This window comes from Streptomyces sp. NPDC001153 (assembly GCF_053598315.1).
The window spans coordinates 86864-101566 of sequence record NZ_JBSFJZ010000009.1 but is presented as its reverse complement, the minus strand read 5'-3'; the positions used below and the strand labels follow the sequence as shown (position 1 = coordinate 101566).

Genomic DNA, 14703 nt, shown 5'->3' with positions numbered 1-14703 from the left:
ATACTGTAGACAACAGGAAGACGCGATCGAGACCGTGGAGCACTACCACCGGCCGATCATCGACATCACCGGCACCCTGGATCTCCTCACCGACAACGGACGCGCAATGGCCCGCGTGATCGTCGCCATGGCCAACAAGCAGTCGCTGGCAGACACGGGTGATCTTGGTCGAGAACCCGTCTACCAGGAGCTTCGTCGTCGCGCATGCGTGTCCAGCACACGGTCAGCACCGCCGGCTCGGAAAGGGCTCAAGGCCAAAGAGCAGTCGACATCGCTCACAGGCAGGATGACGACCTCGAGCTTGTACTCCATTTGATCTGGTGCAGCACGGCGCAGCCCCGCCACCGAGCGTGCACGGCATGGACGATCCGCCCAGGAAAAGCGAGTGGACATGCCCTTCCGCGCCGGTCCCTCCGTCCGAATCTCAGCGAATGCACCAAACGATTCGTGATCACGGAATCGCGGCGGCCCCGGCACGGGAACTAGGATCGGTCCCAGAGCACAGATCACGGCGCTGTGAGGGGCTGACCCGGCCGGCCGGCCCGCAGGAGGTCCGCAATGGCGACGCTGCTGTCCGTGAACGTAGGCATGCCCAGAGACGTCCCCTGGCAGGGAAGGACTGTCCACACCGGAGCCTGGAAGGCCCCCGTCCAGGGCCCCCGCATGGTCCGGCGGCTGAACGTCGATGGAGACGGTCAAGGAGATCTGGCCGGGCATGGCGGCGAAATTCGAGCCGTTCTCGTCTACCAGTTGCAGTCCTATCAGTACTGGCAAAAGCAACTCGGTCGCGACGACCTGACCTTCGGGATCTTCGGGGAGAACTTCACTGTCGACGGTCTGCCCGACGACGAAGTGTCCATCGGCGACCGGTACCGCATCGGCGAAGCCGAATTCGAAGTCACCCAGCCGCGCGTCACCTGCTACCGGGTCGGCATGCGCCTGGGCGAACCGACCATGGCCTCCTTGCTGGTCGCCCACCACCGACCCGGCTTTTACCTGCGCGTCCTCACCGAGGGGCGCGTCGAAGCCGGCGATGAGATCAGCCTCATCCGCAAAGGTCCCGAACAACTCAGCGTTGCCGAGATCGACGCGCTGCTCTACCTCCCCGGTCGCGACCCCGCGAAGCTGCGTAAAGCGCTGAACATCCCCGCTCTCAGCCCCGGATGGCAGCAGTCCTTCCGCGAACTCGCCGCCGCCCAGCAGCCTAAACAGGAACCGGGATGGCCGGGCGAACGCGCCAGCTGCCAGCAGCCCAGACAAGAGCCGCAATGGCCGGGGTTCAAGACCATGCGCATCGCCCGCATCGTCCCTGAGACCCCCACCGTCTCGTCGATCTACCTCGCCGCCACTGATGGCACACCCTTGCCCGAAGCCCGTCCGGGCCAGTACCTGTCCATCCGCCTCGCCGTCGGCGATGCCGCCCCCGCAGTGCGCAGCTACTCACTCTCCTCCGCACGCACAGCCGACACCTACCGCATCAGCGTCAAGCACGAGCCCCACGGGAAAGTCAGCGGCTACATCCATGCCACGCTCCGCCCCGGGGACCTCGTGGACATCGCCAGCCCCCGCGGGACATTCGTACTCCAAGAAAGCACCCGCCCGATCCTCCTGATCTCCGCAGGGATCGGTGCCACCCCCGTGCTCGCCATGCTCCACCGACTCGCCGCCACAACAGACGCACGCCCTGTCTGGTGGATCCACACCGCCCACGACCGCGCCCACCACGCTTTCGCGGAGGAGAGCCACGCCCTTCTGGCGCAACTCCCCAACGCCCACGAGCACATCTATTACACCTCCGAAACCCCGCATCCCGGCGAGCTCTACATCACCCAGGGCCGCCCGACCGCACGATCACTCACGGCCATGGGCATCCCCACCGACGCCGACGCCTACCTGTGCGGACCACCCGCCTTCATGGACGACGTCGGTGGCTTCCTGCGCGATCATGGTCTGCGCCCCGAGCGGATCCATACGGAACAGTTCAGCGCCCTCCCGGCCATCAACCCCGGCGTCACCCCCACCGCCGTGGTGCGGCCGCACCAACCATCCGGTCCACCGGGCACCGGCCCCCTCATCACCTTCGCCCGCAGCGGCATCACGACCCCGTGGTCACCCGCCCACGCGTCCCTCCTCGATCTCGCCGAAGCCTGTGACATCCCCACCCGCTGGTCCTGCCGCACGGGCGTCTGCCACACCTGCATCACCCACCTTGTGTCAGGCGACATCACCTACACCACCCCACCCCTCGAACTCCCCGAAGCCGGCACCATCCTCGTCTGCTGCAGCGCGCCGGCCACCGAAGTCGTCCTCGACCTCTAGCCGGCCGGCAAAGGCACAGGCCGGGCCTGCGCATCACCGTCGCCGACCGCTTCCAAGACGGATAATTCGACGGCGAGTTCGCCGACCGTGGCTCGCGGACGCTGGTGCCGGCCTGCTCGCGCAGGGCGGAGCCGGGGATGGAGATCCGCACCGACACCGAGCGCGCCCGGCACAGCCGGAAGATCGTCCTGGAGCTGCTCGCCTCCTCGGTCGACTTGTCGACCACACCGGAGGTCGCCGGGTGGATCAAGGAGTACGACGCGAAGCCCGGCCGTTTCGGCCCCGACGCGGCCCGGGTGAACGAGGGACCGAGGATCGACAACGAGCTGTATGTGCGCGACTACGGCAAGTGCATCCCGTGCTACAAGTGCGTCGACGCCTGCGGCGACCAGTGGCAGAACTTCTTCGCGATCTCGGTCGCCGGGCGCGGTTTCGAGGCCCGGATCGCCGTCGAGCATGACGCTCCGCTCACCGACTCGGCCTGCGTGTACTGCGCGGGAACTGCGTCGAGGTGTGCCCGACCGGGGCGCTGGCGCCGAGGACGTAGTTCGACATGCGGGCGGCGGGCACCTGGGACGAGTCCCGGCAGACCCGGACGTCCACGGTGTGCGCGTACTGCGGAGTGGGCTGCACCCTCACGCTCCATGTGCAGGACAATGAGATCGTGAAGGTCACCTCGCCGCACCACAACCCGGTGACCCACGGCAATCTCTGCATCAAGGGCCGTTTCGGCTACCAGCACGTACAGAACCGGGGCTGATCAGGACATGGGACGAGTCACGGAACGACGCAAGGTCCTCCGCATCCGGGACGGGGCGCTCTCCACCCGGCCGGACACACTCGTCGCCGAGGAACCCCTGGAGATCCGCCTCAACGGCAAACCGCTCGCGATCACCATGCGCACACCGGGCGACGACTTCGCGCTGGCGGCGGGGTTCCTGGTCAGCGAGGGTGTGCTGGCGACCGCGGACGACCTGCAGAACATCGTCTACTGCGCGGGGGCGACGGCGGACGGCTCGAACACCTACAACGTGGTCGACGTGAAGACCGCGCCCGGCGTCGCCCTCCCGGACTTCACCCTGGAGCGGAACGTCTACACGTCCTCCTCGTGCGGCCTGTGCGGCAAGGCCAGCCTGGACGCCGTACGGACGACCGCGCGCTTCCCGATCGCCGACACTCCCCCGGTCCGGGTCACCCCGGAGCTGCTGGCGAGCCTCCCCGACCGGCTGCGGGCGGCCCAGCGGGTGTTCGACCGGACCGGGGGCCTGCACGCGGCGGCCCTGTTCACCGAGGACGGGGAGCTGCTGGACGTACGGGAGGACGTGGGCCGGCACAACGCGGTCGACAAGCTGGTCGGGCGGGCGCTGCAGAACGGCGGTCTGCCGCTGTCGCGGGTGATCCTCCTGGTGTCCGGGCGGGCGTCGTTCGAGCTGGCGCAGAAGGCGGTGATGGCGGGCATCCCGGTGCTGGCCGCGGTGTCGGCGCCGTCGTCGCTGGCGGTGGACCTGGCCGCGGAGACGGGTCTGACGCTGGTGGGGTTCCTGCGGGGCAGCTCGATGAACGTGTACGCGGGAGAGGACCGCATCGCCCTGCGAGAGGCGGCCGCCCAGGGCTGAGGCGCCTCCCCGCGGCACGGTGGCGGGGCCCGGGCCGGCGGGGGGCGCCCCCTGCGCCGCCGGGCCCCGCCTCAGCCGAGGGACTCCCCGGCTCCCCGGTCCGCCGCACCGGCAGCGACGCGGCGGAGGACCACCGGTTCGGTGGTGGTCGTGGACGGGGGCGGGACGCCGGTGTGAGGACTCAGGCGGGGGTGAGGCGTACGTCGGCGGCGGTCACCACCGTGCCGAGCCGGGGGAAGTCGAGCCGGACGGACGCCTCGTGCTCGGCGGCGGTGAAGGCGGCCATGGCGTCCTCGACGAAGACGAGGTCGTAGCCGAGGTCGGCGGCGGCGCGGGCGGTGGACTCGACGCCGAGGTTGGTGGCGATGCCGCCGACCGCCAGGGTGGTGACGCCGCGTTCGCGCAGCCGCTCGTCCAGGCCGGTGCCCTGGAAGGCGCCTATGGTCCGCTTGACCACCTCCAGGTCGCCGTGTCCGGCGAGGCCGGGCACGAGTGAGCTGCCGGGCGGCTGTTCGGCGAGCGAGGGGCGTTCGACCCGGACGAGGACGACGGGAGCGCCGGCGGTGCGGAAGGTGTGCGCCAACTCCTCTGCGGTGGCCAGCACTTCGGTGCCTTTGCGGGGTTCCAGGGGCAGCGCGACGATGCGTTCCATCAGGTCGACGAGGACCAGGGCGGTGCGCTGCGGGTCGAGGACGGGAGCTGCGGTCATGACGGAACGTTAGCCGCCGTCAGCCGTCCGTGCCGGAAATCCGGATCAACAGGCCCGTGAACTGATCGCGTTCGGCGGCTGACAGCGGGGCGAGGAGCACGTCGTTGGCCTCGCGGGCCGCCTTCTCGCAGCGCAGGAGGAGGCGGGCGCCGTCGTCGGTGAGGGTCACGGCGTTCTTGCGGCGGTCCCTGGGGTCGGGGGCGCGGAGGACATGGCCGGCGGACTGCAGGTCGTTGAGCACGCCGACCAGGTCCTTGGGGTCCAGGCCCACGCTGCGGCCGAGGTCGGCCTGGGCGACGGGCTGGAGGTCGCGGACGGCGGAGAGGACCACGTGGTGCCACATCCTCTGGCCCTCGGCCGCGAGCGCGTCGGCGACCAGGGCGCGGCCCCGGGCGGCGGCGCGGCCGAGGAGCCAACTGGGCAGGGAGCGGATCGCGGGCAGGGGTGCTTCGGCCATGCCGGCAGCCTAACCGAGAAATCGTTGGACCTCCCAACGAAACTCGGATACCGTTGGGACTCCCAACGAATTTTTGGGTGTTCCCACGCTCGACGCGCCGGGATGCACCCGGCCCTGGAGGTGTGTGCGATGCGTCGTGTCCGGTACGAATCCACCGGCGGCCCGCTGTTCCTGGAGGAGGCACCCGTCCCCGAGCCCGGCCCCGGCGAGCTGCTGGTGCGCTGCGCCGCGATCGGCGTCACCCTGCCCGTGGTCCGCAAGGTCACCGAGGCCGCCGAGCCGATCGCGCTGGGCGGCGAGATCGCCGGCGAGGTGGTGGCGGTCGGCGAGGGCGCGACCCGCTTCCGGCCGGGCGAACAGGTGACGGGGATGTGCTTCGGGCACGGGTACGCCGACTTCGCCCTGCTGCACGAGGCCATGACCTCCCCCGTACCGGACGGCGCCGACGCCGTGGACGCGATCGCGCTGGTGCGCAGCGGCCTGGTGGCGTATGGGGCGCTGGAGGCGGCGCGGCCGGCGCCGGGCGAGGCGGTCCTCGTCACGGCGGCGGCCAGCGGGATCGGCCACCTCGCCGTGCAGCTGGCGCGGGCGCGGGGCGCCGGGCGGGTGGTGGGGGCCGTGTCCGACCCGGGCAAGGCCGAGTTCGTCCGCTCGCTCGGCGCGGACGACTGTGTCCACTACGGCGACGACAGCTGGGGAGATCCCGTGGACTGCGTCCTGGACGCCGTCGGCGGTGCCCTGCTCACCCCCGCCCTCGCCGCCCTGGCCCCGCACGGCCGCCTCGTCGCCTACAGCTCGGGCGGCGGCACCATCCAGGCGTACGACCTGCTGGTGGGCGCCAAGTCGGTGATCGGCTTCCAGATGGCGCTGATCGCCCGAGGCCGGCCCGACCTGTACGAGCAGTGGCGCCGGGAGCTGTGGCGGCTGTTCGCCGAGGGGACCCTGAAACCCGCCGTGCACGCCGAGTTCGCCCTGGAGGACGCGGCGAAGGCGCACGAGACGATCGAGCGGCGGGCCAACCTCGGCAAGGTGGTGCTGCGCCCGTAGGCCCGGTGCGCGCTCCTTGTGCTGCACGCTTCTTGTGAGGCGCCCTGGCCCCAACTACCGTCTATGGGGCGCACGTTGGAGATGGGATGTCCGGATGTCCGGATGTCCGCCGACGAAGGGCAGGTCGCACATGCCGTCAGGTCTTCGCGCCCGTCTCAGAGCCGTACTCGCCACCGCCCTCACCACGGCGGCACTGCTCCTGGTGCCGCTCGCAAACCCTCACCCGGCACACGCCCAATCCCCCGCAGGCGGACCCGAGTTCACACAGCAGGTCCTCTTCAAGGCCTCCCAGGAACCCGGCTACGCCTGCTTCCGCATACCGGCGATCGTGAGGACGACCGACGGCACCCTGCTGGCATTCGCCGAGGGCCGGGTCCCCAACTGCGGGGACGCCGCCGACATCGACATCGTGCTCAGGCGCTCCACCGACGGCGGCCACACCTGGGGCCCGCTGCAGGTGGTCAACGAGGGCGCCGGTGACACGCACGGCAACCCGGCGCCGATCGTGGACCGCGCAACGGGCCGGGTCTGGCTCGCGGAGACGTACAACACCGGCCGTACCGACAGCGCCAGTTGCTCGATCCCCTGCGACCGCACCCCGCACCTCCAGTACAGCGACGACGACGGCCGGACCTGGTCCGTGCCGCGCGATCTGAGCCCGGAGATCCTGCCCGCCGACTGGAACTCCTGGTACGCGACCGGGCCCGCACACGGCATCCAGCTCACCCGGGGCCGCTACGCGGGCCGGCTGGTCTTCGGCGTCAACACCGAGACCTGGGACGGCAGCCGGGTCACCGCCAACCACGCGGCGCTGATCGTGAGCGACGACCACGGCGGCCACTGGCGGATCGGCGCCACCGACACCTGGCCGATCGCCGACGACGGCACCTTCCGGCAGAAGCCGTCCGAACTCGCCCTCGCCGAGCGCGGCGACGGCTCCATCCTGGTCAGCGCCCGGGAGCAGGACGGCACCGACCTCGGCCACCGCACCCAGGCCGTCAGCCGCGACGGCGGGGGCAGCTTCACCACGCCCTTCCACGACCTGCCCGACCTGTACGCCCCGCAAGTGCAGGGTTCCCTGCTGCGCCTCGGCGACCGCCTCCTGCTGGCCTGCCCCGCCGACCCCGACCGGCGGCGCACGATGATGATCCGCTCCTCCTACGACGGCGGCCGCACCTGGGACAGCGTGGACCGCGGCACGGTCGTCACCACGGACTGGTCCGGCTACTCCGACCTGGTGCGCGCCGACGCGGACACGGTGGGCCTGATCTACGAGGGCGGCGCGGTGGACGCGCGCGACGAGATCCGCTTCGCCCGCTTCACCGAGGACTGGCTCGCCCCGCGCCGCGGCCCCGACCCGGTCACCGCCGACCTCGCCCCGCACGCCCGCCCGGCCGCGGTGCTCGGCGGCGCCGAGGAGACGGCCGGGGTCTTCGGCGGCGCGCTGGAGTTCGACGGCACCGACGACGCCGTCCGTCTGCCCTTCCGTACCGGGCTGCCCCTGGGGACGAAGGACTTCACGGCCTCCCTGTGGTTCCGGTACACGGCCACGGCCGGGGAGCAGCCGCTGCTGTGGATGGGCGGTGTCGGCACCACCCAGCCGCAGGTGTGGGTGCGCGGGGAGCCGGCGAACAACCGGATACAGGGGCTGATCACGGTACGGGACGGGGCGATGGCGCCGCAGACCGCCTACGTCCGCACGGGCACCGCGTACAACGACGGCAGGTGGCATCACCTGGTGCTGCGCCGGGGCGGGGGGCGGCTGACGTTGTTCGTCGACGGTACGCAGACCTCCGTCGCCGACATACCGGGGTCGGTCAGCCGTAACTCCCCCTTCGGCGTGCACATCGGTCAGCGCATGGACAGCCGGGCCTTCTTCACCGGCGCCATCGACGAGGTGCACCTCTGGGACCGGGCCCTGACCGACGAGGAGCTGTCGGACCCGAAGGCGCTCAGGTCACCGAAGGACACGGTCCTGTGGCTGCCCCTGGACCATGTGAGCGGCTGACGCGCCGACACCGCCCGGGGCCTTTTCCGGGTCCCGGGCCCGGCGCCTGGCGATGACCGCGCACACCATCAGCTGCATCTGGTGGAAGAGCATCAGCGGCAGCACGGCGAGGGAGGCGTGCGCGCCGAAGAGGACACTGGCCATGGGCAGCCCGGAGGCGAGGGACTTCTTCGAGCCGGCGAACTGGATGGCGATCCGGTCCTCCCGGCGGAAGCCGAGCGCCCTGCCGCCGTACCAGGTCAGCAGGAGCATCACGGCGAGCAGGGCGGCCTCGACGGCGAGCAGCCCGCCGAGCCGGGCGGGGCTGACCTGGTGCCAGATGCCCCGGGTCATGCCCTCGCTGAAGGCGGTGTAGACGACCAGCAGGATCGAGCCGCGGTCGACCAGTCCGAGGACCTTCTTGTGCCGGGCGACGAAGCGGCCGATCCAGCGCCGCAGCACCTGTCCCGCGAGGAACGGCACCAGCAGCTGGAGCACGATCTTGACCAGTGAGTCGGCCGAGAACCCCCCGCCGCTGTTGCCGAGCAGTGCGGCCGCCAGCAGCGGGGTGAGGACGATGCCGACGAGGGAGGAGAAGGAGCCCGCGCAGATCGCCGCGGGGACGTTTCCGCGGGCGATCGAGGTGAAGGCGATGGACGACTGGATCGTGGACGGCACCAGCGTCAGGAAGAGCAGCCCCTGGTAGAGCGGCTGGGTCAGCAGCACCGGCACCAGGGCGCGCGCCGCCAGCCCGAACACCGGGAAGAGGACGAACGTGCAGACCAGCACGGTGACGTGGAGCCGCCAGTGGCGCAGTCCGTCCAGCGCCTCCCGGGTGGAGAGCCGGGCGCCGTAGAGGAAGAAGAGGAAGGCGATCGCGGCCGTCGACGCGCCCGAGGCCACGGCGGCGCCGGTGCCGTGCGCCGGGAACAGGGCGGCGAGCCCCACCGTCCCCAGCAGCAGGACGATGTAGGGGTCGATCGGCATCCAGCTCGGCCAGCGCAGGCGTTTCACGGTGCTCCGATTGCTCTCTTGCTTTCGTTCCGGTGCGGCCCCGCAGGGCCCCTCGTTCATCTTCCTCTGCGGAGGACCGATCGGGAATCCCGCATACCACTCTGACTGTCATCGAATTCCGCGATAACCTCGTACCGTGTACGACCCGACGCATCTGCGCACCTTTCTCGCGGTCGCCCAGACGCTGAGCTTCACGCAGGCCGCTCGCCGGCTGGGGCTGCGCCAGTCCACGGTCAGCCAGCATGTGCGCCGGCTGGAGGACGCGACCGGGCGGCAGCTGTTCACCCGGGACACCCATGCGGTGGAGCTCACCGAGGACGGCGAGGCGATGCTGGGCTTCGCCCGCCGGATCCTGCGGGTCCACGAGCAGGCGACGGCGTTCTTCACCGGCACCCGGGTGCGCGGCCGGCTGCGCTTCGGCGCGTCCGAGGACTTCGTGCTCACCCGGCTGCCGGAGATCCTGGAGGGCTTCCGCTACGACCATCCGGAGGTCGACCTGGAGCTGACCGTGGAGCTGTCCGGCACCCTGCACGAGCAGCTGGCCGCCGGGAAGCTGGACCTGGTCCTCGCCAAGCGGCGCCCGCAGGATCCGCGTGGCGAACTGGTCTGGCGCGACGACCTGGTGTGGATCGGCGCCGAGCGGCTGCGCCTGGACGCGGACCGGCCCGTCCCGCTGATCGTGTATCCCCCGCCGGGCATCACCCGGGCCCGCGCGCTGGAGGCGCTGGAGCGGGAGGGCCGTGCCTGGCGGATCGTGTGCACCAGCGGCAGCCTCAACGGGCTGATCGCGGCGGCCCGCGCCGGGCTCGGCGTGATGGCCCACTCCCGGCACCTGATCCCGCCCGGCCTCTTCCGCCTGCCGGACCGTGCCGGGCTGCCCGACCTCGGCAAGGTCGACTTCGTCCTCGTCCACGGCCGGCGCCGGGACACGGCGGAGGAAGCGGCGGACGCGCTGGCCGCGGCCGTCCTGGCGGGCGGGGAGCGACTGCGGCGGCGGGGTGGCTGAGGGCGGTCAGCGGGGAGACCGGCGGTGCTGCGGGCCGGCGCGGTGGCGGCGAGGTCGGACGGCCCGGCCGTGGCGGAGACCCAGGCCGTCTCCATGTGTGCGGTCAGGGCCTCGCCGACGGAGTGCAGGGCGGCTGGCGCGGCGCTGATTCACAGCGCGCGGCCGGCAGGGGTTCGTCCTCGGGTTCGATGCGGGCCGGGCCGGGATGGCGGGCGGTGCGGTGAACACCGTGCGGCAGCTCGGGTACGCGGTCGGCGTGGCCGTTCTCGGCACCGTGCTGTGGCGGGGAACGCGGGTACGGTCGCGGGCGCGCTGGTGCCGCTGCTCGTGCGGGCGGACCGGCCCGTGCGGCGGAGGGGCGCCTGGGCAGCGGCGGAGAAGGCGGAGGCGGGGAACGCGGTGTCGGATATGTGATGATCGGTATGATGTGCGCCGTAATCGCCGCGTACAGATTCGGTGGAGATTACGGCACCGAAACTTACTGACCCGTCAGTATTGTGTCCGGCCCTTCCCCATGTGCGGGCATTTTCCGGTCACCGCCCGGGGGAAACGTGAGGTTTGCTCGGTTTCCGACCCCCTCCCGCCCGGTGACGGCGTGGGGTAGCTTTCACCGCGCTGTGCCGAGCATCACGGGCCTGACCAAGCAGCGAGGATCGGGGAGCGAGGTTTGCGCGAGTTCACCAACCCGCCGCTCACGTCGGCACCGCCGGTGGGCGGTCTGGCCGACGCGGTCTTCGAGCATGCCCGGACGGACCCGGCACACGTCGCCCTCGGACGCAAGGACGCCTCCGGGCAGTGGCGGGAGGTGACCTCCGCCGAGTTCCGCGACGAGGTCATGGCCCTCGCCAAGGGCCTCCTCGCCCGCGGCATCCGCTTCGGCGACCGCGTCGCCATCATGTCCCGCACCCGCTACGAGTGGACCCTGTTCGACTTCGCCCTGTGGTCGATCGGCGCCCAGGTGGTGCCCGTCTACCCGACGTCCTCGGCCGAGCAGTGCTTCTGGATGCTGTACGACGCCGAGGTGTCCGCGGCGATCGTGGAGCACGAGGACCACGCGATGACCATCGCCACCGTCATCGACCGCCTCCCGCAGCTGCGGCAGCTGTGGCAGCTGGACTCCGGCTGTGTGCAGGAGCTGTACGACGCCGGGGCGCACCTGGACGACGACCTGGTTCACCGGCACCGGCAGGCGGTCACCCCGGACTCGGTCGCCACCATCATCTACACCTCGGGCACCACCGGCCGCCCCAAGGGCTGTGTCCTCTCGCACGCCAACTTCATGTACGAGGCGGACACGATGATCCAGCGGTGGCAGCCGGTGTTCCACACCAAGAAGGACGACGAGGCCTCCACCCTGCTGTTCCTGCCGCTCGCGCACGTCTTCGGGCGGATGGTGGAGGTCGCCGCGATCCGCGGCCGGGTCCGCTTCGGGCACCAGCCGCAGCTGAACGCCGCCGCCCTGCTGCCCGACCTGCAGGCGTTCAAACCGACCTTCATCCTCGCGGTGCCGTACATCTTCGAGAAGGTGTTCAACGCGGCCCGCCGGAAGGCGGAGAAGGAGGGCAAGTCGGGGCCGTTCGAGAAGGCGGTCGACATCGCGGTGAAGTACGCGGAGGCCGTGGAGGCCAGGGCGTGGGGCACCGGGCCCGGCCCGTCGGCGGGGCTGCGCATGCAGCACCAGTTCTTCGACAAGGTCGTCTACTCCAAGGTCCGCGCGGCGATGGGCGGCCGGATCCGCAACGCCATGTCCGGCGGTTCCGCGATGGACCGCCGGCTGGGCCTGTTCTTCGCGGGCGCCGGTGTGCAGATCTACGAGGGCTACGGCCTGACCGAGTCGACGGCCGCGGCGACCGCCAACCCGCCCGAGCGCACCCGCTACGGCACCGTCGGCCAGGCCATCCCCGGGGTGACCGTGCACATCGGTGACGACGGGGAGATCTGGCTGTACGGAGGAAACGTTTTCCAGGGCTATCTCAACAACCCGAAGGCCACCGACCAGACCCTGCACGACGGCTGGCTGGCCACAGGTGACCTCGGTTCGCTCGACGAGGACGGCTATCTGACCATCACCGGCCGCAAGAAGGAGATCCTGGTGACCTCCGGCGGCAAGAGCGTCTCCCCCGGTGTGCTGGAGGAGCGGGTCCGCGAGCATCCGCTGGTCAACCAGTGCATCGTCGTCGGCAACGACCGCCCCTACATCGCCGCCCTGGTCACCCTCGACCAGGAGGCCGTCGAGCACTGGCTGCAGATGCGCGGAAAGCCGAGGATGACCCCGGTCCAGCTGGTGCGCGACCCCGACCTGGAGACGGAGGTGCGGCGGGCGGTGGTCGCCGCCAACACCCTCGTCTCCCAGGCCGAGTCGATCCGTACCTTCCGCATCCTCGCGCAGCCGTTCACCGAGGAACACGGCCTGCTCACACCGTCGTTGAAGCTGAAGCGGAAGGCGATCGAGAAGGCGTACGACAACGAGGTCGAGGCCCTCTACCGGACGTGATCCTCCTGATGGAGCGTCAACTGATCGTCACCTTGAAGATCTTGTCGGACCCGGCGGCGGCACCTCCGTTGTTGTCGCAGTTGGTGGTGGACAGCCACAGCTGGTCGGCGCCCGGGACCTTGGTGACCGTACGGAGTCGGCCGTAGGCGCCGACGTAGTACGCGCTCGGTGTGCCGACGCTCTCGGTGTCGCCGTTGATGGGGATCCGCCACAGGCGTTCGCCGCGCAGGGACGCCATGTAGATCACGTTGCGGACGACGGCGATGCCGCTCGGCGAGGCCTCGGAGACGTTCCAGGTGGCCTTGGGGTTCGTCATGCCGGCGACGTTGCAGCTGCCCTCGCAGGTGGGCCAGCCGTAGTCGGCGCCGGGCTTGATGAGGTTGAGCTCGTCCTTGGAGCTGTTGCCGAACTCCGCCTCCCAGAGTCGGCCGTTGCGGTCGAAGGCGAGACCCTGCGGGTTGCGGTGGCCGTACGAGTAGACGTAGTTGCCGAACGGGTTGCCGGGGGCCGGCCTGCCGTCGGTGGTCATGCGCAGGATCTTGCCGTTGAGGGAGTTCTTGTCCTGCGCGAGGTCGGGCTGCTGGGCCTCGCCGGTGGAGACGTACAGGTAGCCGTCGGGGCCGAAGGCGAGGCGGCCGCCGTTGTGGTAGCGGTTCTTCTTGATGCCCTGCAGCAGCACCTTGTAGTCGCTGAGCGTCGTGCCGTCGTAGGTCATGCGGACGACCCGGTTGCCCTCGGCGGCGGTGTGCATGAAGTACACGTAGTGGTTGCTCTCCCACTTGGGATCGACGGCGACGCCGAGCAGACCGCCCTCGCCGTTGGTGGTGACGGCGTTGGGAACCGTGCCCACCTGCGTTTTCGTGCCGCTCTTGGTCAGCTTCCAGACCCGGAAGGCGTCCCGCTCGGTGACCAGGGCGGACTGGCCGTCGGGCATCCAGTAGGTGCCCCAGGGGATGGTCCAGCCGGTGGAGAGGGTGGCGATGGAGGACGGGACACCGCCGTCGGTGGCGCAGGCGCTGGTGGTGAAGGTGACCGTGTTGCTGGGCGCGGAGACATTGCCGGCGGCGTCACGGGCGACGACGTTCAGGCTGTACGGGCTGTCGCAGGCGAGCCCGGTGAGCGTGGTGGACGTTCCGCTGGTGACGGTCTTGTAGACGGTGGTGTCGCTGCGCACGTCGTAGGCGGTGACCGCGCGGTCGTCGGTCGAGGCGCCCCAGGTGAGGTCGACCGTGTTCGAGGTGACACCGGCGGTGTGCAGGGTGCCGGGCGCGGTCGGCGGTGTGGTGTCGGAGCTCGGCTTGGTGGTGCAGTCGACGACCGGGCTGGCGGGCGAGGTGTTGCCCGCCGCGTCACGGGCGATGACCGTGAGGTCGTAGGTGGTGTTCGGGGCGAGCCCGGTCAGTGTCTTCGAGGTCGCGTCGCCCGGCGCCTCGCCGATCTTGTTGCCGTGCTCGTAGAGGTCGTACGCCGCGACACCCACGTCGTCGGTCGAGGCGCCCCAGGAAAGGGTCAGGTGGTCCTCGCCGATGTCCGAGCAGGAGGGCTGCCCGGGGCGGGTGGGGGCCTGGGTGTCGCTCGGCGTGCCGAGGCTCAGGCGGTCGAGGTTGGGGCCGCCGTTGGCCGTCGTGGCCGTCGCCCGGATCCTGTTGCTGCCCGCCTTCAGGGTGACGTTGACGGACTTGGCGGCCCAGGTGTTCCAGTCCGCCGTGGCCGGGAAGGAGACGGCGGGCGCGACGACGGTGCCGTTGACGGAGAGGTCCATCGGCCGGTCGGCTGTGGTGCCGTTGGCGTACCGCAGACTGACCGAGGCCGGGCCGGCGGAGGCCGCGCTGACCGTGAACTCCACGTAGGAGCCCGTGACGTTGGTGTAGTCGACGAATCCGGTGCCTGTGTAGCCGGTGTGGTTGGTGGCGACGGCACCCTGGGAGATCAGGGCGTCCTCGGCCTGGTAGTCGGTGGCCGCGAGGGCGGTGCCCTGGCCCAGGCCGGACAGGGGCAGTGCGAGGACGGCGGCGAGACCGTACGGCAGAACTCTCTTCAGATGCATGGGTGTT

At 70.7% G+C, this 14703-nt stretch carries 11 protein-coding genes and 1 pseudogene; 8 read left to right on the top strand and 4 right to left on the bottom strand.

What is annotated here, in order from left to right; genetic code table 11:
- Nucleotides 1–34 precede the first annotated feature (34 nt).
- From ACWDEN_RS12765 to fdhD, 4 genes and pseudogenes are all read left to right on the top strand, one after another.
- Entirely contained in the window at nt 35–316 is a 282-nt protein-coding gene (locus ACWDEN_RS12765) for a hypothetical protein (RefSeq protein WP_450858777.1), read from the top strand.
- A 242-nt stretch (nt 317–558) separates the two neighbouring features.
- Nucleotides 559–2319, top strand: coding sequence for an MOSC domain-containing protein (locus ACWDEN_RS12760; RefSeq protein ID WP_450858775.1), 1761 nt, complete (start codon nt 559–561; stop codon nt 2317–2319).
- An 89-nt stretch (nt 2320–2408) separates the two neighbouring features.
- Nucleotides 2409–3079, top strand: a pseudogene (locus ACWDEN_RS12755) (4Fe-4S dicluster domain-containing protein); the annotation flags it as partial.
- A gap of 7 nt (nt 3080–3086) precedes the next feature.
- Nucleotides 3087–3935: a formate dehydrogenase accessory sulfurtransferase FdhD gene (gene fdhD, locus ACWDEN_RS12750; protein ID WP_351606654.1), complete on the top strand. Its 849-nt coding sequence runs from the start codon at nt 3087–3089 to the stop codon at nt 3933–3935.
- Between the two features lie 181 nt (nt 3936–4116).
- Here fdhD and ACWDEN_RS12745 read toward each other — a convergent pair whose 3' ends face one another.
- Entirely contained in the window at nt 4117–4644 is a 528-nt protein-coding gene (locus tag ACWDEN_RS12745; protein WP_450858773.1) for an isochorismatase family protein, read from the bottom strand.
- 19 nt (nt 4645–4663) lie between these two features.
- The gene (locus ACWDEN_RS12740; protein WP_351606648.1) at nt 4664–5101 is read right to left on the bottom strand and encodes a MarR family winged helix-turn-helix transcriptional regulator; all 438 of its coding nucleotides are present in this window, start codon (nt 5099–5101) and stop codon (nt 4664–4666) included.
- A gap of 129 nt (nt 5102–5230) precedes the next feature.
- Here ACWDEN_RS12740 and ACWDEN_RS12735 point away from each other — a divergent pair, with 129 nt between their 5' ends.
- Together ACWDEN_RS12735 and ACWDEN_RS12730 are read left to right on the top strand one after the other, a co-directional pair.
- Nucleotides 5231–6148 (top strand): quinone oxidoreductase family protein, encoded by a 918-nt coding sequence (locus ACWDEN_RS12735; protein WP_450858771.1) that lies wholly within the window; start codon nt 5231–5233, stop codon nt 6146–6148.
- Between the two features lie 130 nt (nt 6149–6278).
- Entirely contained in the window at nt 6279–8156 is a 1878-nt protein-coding gene (locus ACWDEN_RS12730; RefSeq protein WP_450858769.1) for an exo-alpha-sialidase, read from the top strand.
- On the opposite strand, the gene ACWDEN_RS12725 is transcribed toward ACWDEN_RS12730, so the two are convergent.
- Entirely contained in the window at nt 8106–9149 is a 1044-nt protein-coding gene (locus ACWDEN_RS12725; RefSeq protein ID WP_450858767.1) for a bile acid:sodium symporter family protein, read from the bottom strand. The genes ACWDEN_RS12730 and ACWDEN_RS12725 overlap by 51 nt on opposite strands.
- A gap of 136 nt (nt 9150–9285) precedes the next feature.
- Here ACWDEN_RS12725 and ACWDEN_RS12720 point away from each other — a divergent pair, with 136 nt between their 5' ends.
- Nucleotides 9286–10155, top strand: coding sequence for a LysR substrate-binding domain-containing protein (locus tag ACWDEN_RS12720; RefSeq protein ID WP_450858765.1), 870 nt, complete (start codon nt 9286–9288; stop codon nt 10153–10155).
- 667 nt (nt 10156–10822) lie between these two features.
- The gene (locus ACWDEN_RS12715; protein WP_450858763.1) at nt 10823–12649 is read left to right on the top strand and encodes an AMP-dependent synthetase/ligase; all 1827 of its coding nucleotides are present in this window, start codon (nt 10823–10825) and stop codon (nt 12647–12649) included.
- A 16-nt stretch (nt 12650–12665) separates the two neighbouring features.
- Here ACWDEN_RS12715 and ACWDEN_RS12710 read toward each other — a convergent pair whose 3' ends face one another.
- Nucleotides 12666–14696, bottom strand: a complete 2031-nt coding sequence (locus tag ACWDEN_RS12710) for a PQQ-dependent sugar dehydrogenase (protein ID WP_450858761.1) — start codon at nt 14694–14696, stop codon at nt 12666–12668.
- Between the last annotated feature and the right edge of the window lie 7 nt (nt 14697–14703).

What these genes read in the sequence shown, in the direction of transcription:
- ACWDEN_RS12760 (WP_450858775.1), top strand. Translation starts at nt 559, where the DNA reads ATGGCGACGCTGCTGTCCGTGAACGTAGGCATGCCCAGAGACGTCCCC.
- fdhD (WP_351606654.1), top strand. Translation starts at nt 3,087, where the DNA reads ATGGGACGAGTCACGGAACGACGCAAGGTCCTCCGCATCCGGGACGGG.
- ACWDEN_RS12745 (WP_450858773.1), bottom strand. Translation starts at nt 4,644, where the DNA reads ATGACCGCAGCTCCCGTCCTCGACCCGCAGCGCACCGCCCTGGTCCTC.
- ACWDEN_RS12740 (WP_351606648.1), bottom strand. Translation starts at nt 5,101, where the DNA reads ATGGCCGAAGCACCCCTGCCCGCGATCCGCTCCCTGCCCAGTTGGCTC.
- ACWDEN_RS12735 (WP_450858771.1), top strand. Translation starts at nt 5,231, where the DNA reads ATGCGTCGTGTCCGGTACGAATCCACCGGCGGCCCGCTGTTCCTGGAG.
- ACWDEN_RS12730 (WP_450858769.1), top strand. Translation starts at nt 6,279, where the DNA reads ATGCCGTCAGGTCTTCGCGCCCGTCTCAGAGCCGTACTCGCCACCGCC.
- ACWDEN_RS12710 (WP_450858761.1), bottom strand. Translation starts at nt 14,696, where the DNA reads ATGCATCTGAAGAGAGTTCTGCCGTACGGTCTCGCCGCCGTCCTCGCA.